The 1,304-nt window shown below is 41.9% G+C and carries 2 protein-coding genes; both read left to right on the top strand.

The genetic code is table 11. From position 1 onward, the window contains the following. The first annotated feature begins 49 nt into the window (after window positions 1–49). A complete protein-coding gene (locus FEM55_RS12405) occupies window positions 50–379 on the top strand; it encodes a transposase (protein WP_138281700.1) in 330 nt (109 codons plus the stop codon). A gap of 35 nt (window positions 380–414) precedes the next feature. Continuing rightward, window positions 415–1,242, top strand: a complete 828-nt coding sequence (locus tag FEM55_RS12410; protein ID WP_229209227.1) for an IS3 family transposase — start codon at window positions 415–417, stop codon at window positions 1,240–1,242. The last annotated feature ends 62 nt before the right edge of the window (window positions 1,243–1,304 follow it).

Consider the following 1,304-nt stretch of genomic DNA (forward strand, 5'->3'; position numbering starts at 1 on the left):
TGAGGTGGCTCCAAAAAACGGCACACATTTTTGCACATCCTGATGCAAAATGAAAGACCCAAAAACGTTAAAGACTCGTAGGAGCTATGACGCTGAGTTCAAGCAAGAAGTATTTAGAATGCTGGCTTCTGGTAGAAGCGCTAAGGAAATCTCGGAAGCGTTTGGAATTGCCGAGAATCTTCTCTATCGTTGGAAAAGGATGGCAACAAAAAAGACGAAATCGAATACAGGAGTAAATACCAGCGATAGGACAACGAAGTTGGCTGCCGAAGTTGCAAAACTACGTGCAGAAAATGAGCGTTTAAAAACTGACCGCGAGATACTAAAAAAGGCCTTAGGTCTCTTGAGCCAGTCCGACTCAGGGACGTCTATGAGCTGATTTACTCATTTTCTCGGACACAAAAGATCAGTTCTTTGTGCTTACTTTTTGAAGTGAGCCGGACAGCTTACTACCGCTACCGGCAAGGAAAAACCCATAACGCTGACAAGAAATATAATCGACCAAAGCATGAGATACGGACCGAATTTATTCAGAATTTTAAGCGATACGGTAGCAGACGCATTAAGGAATCCTTGAAACAAAAGGGGATAAAAATCGGCCGTAGGAAAGTTGCTGAAATCATGCGAAAAGAAGGGTTAAGAGCTATTCAGCCACGGAAATTTATTCCAAGAACAACGGATAGTAGGCATGGAAAACGGGTATCTCCCAATCTATTGTTGGGGCAGCCCAAGCCAAATAAACCTAATCAAATGTGGGTTTCGGATATCACGTATATGCCTCTTAAAGGTGGAAAATGGGCGTACTTATGTGTTTGGATCGATTTATTCTCACGGCAGGTGGTTGGATGGCAGTTAGGTGATAATATGCGGGAAAGTCTTGTTAGGGAACCATTGGAAAGAGCTCTTTTGAGGCGTAGGGTAAAGCCAGGTATGATTATACATTCTGACCGCGGCGGTCAATACTTGTCGCATAAAATGAAAAAATTGATCAAGACTTTTAAATTGAAACAGAGTATGTCCCGGGCCGATGATCCATACGACAACGCCTGGGCTGAGTCATTCTGGAGCCGGCTGAAGGCCGAATTGAATATGCCAAAAGGCGGTTACGAGAGCATCGAAAAATTAAAGTCTGCTTTATTTGAATACATTGATGGATATTACAATACAAGAAGATTGCATTCTTCTTTGAACTATTTAAATCCAGTAGCTTTTGAAGCCGAATATTACCGACAAACTGGATAAGAATTGAAGTTTTTAATATTTACTAACCCGCAAAAGTGTAAACCAAAACGGAACCACGTCAA

It is taken from the genome of Dyadobacter sediminis (assembly GCF_005860765.1).
Lineage (GTDB): Bacteria > Bacteroidota > Bacteroidia > Cytophagales > Spirosomataceae > Dyadobacter > Dyadobacter sediminis.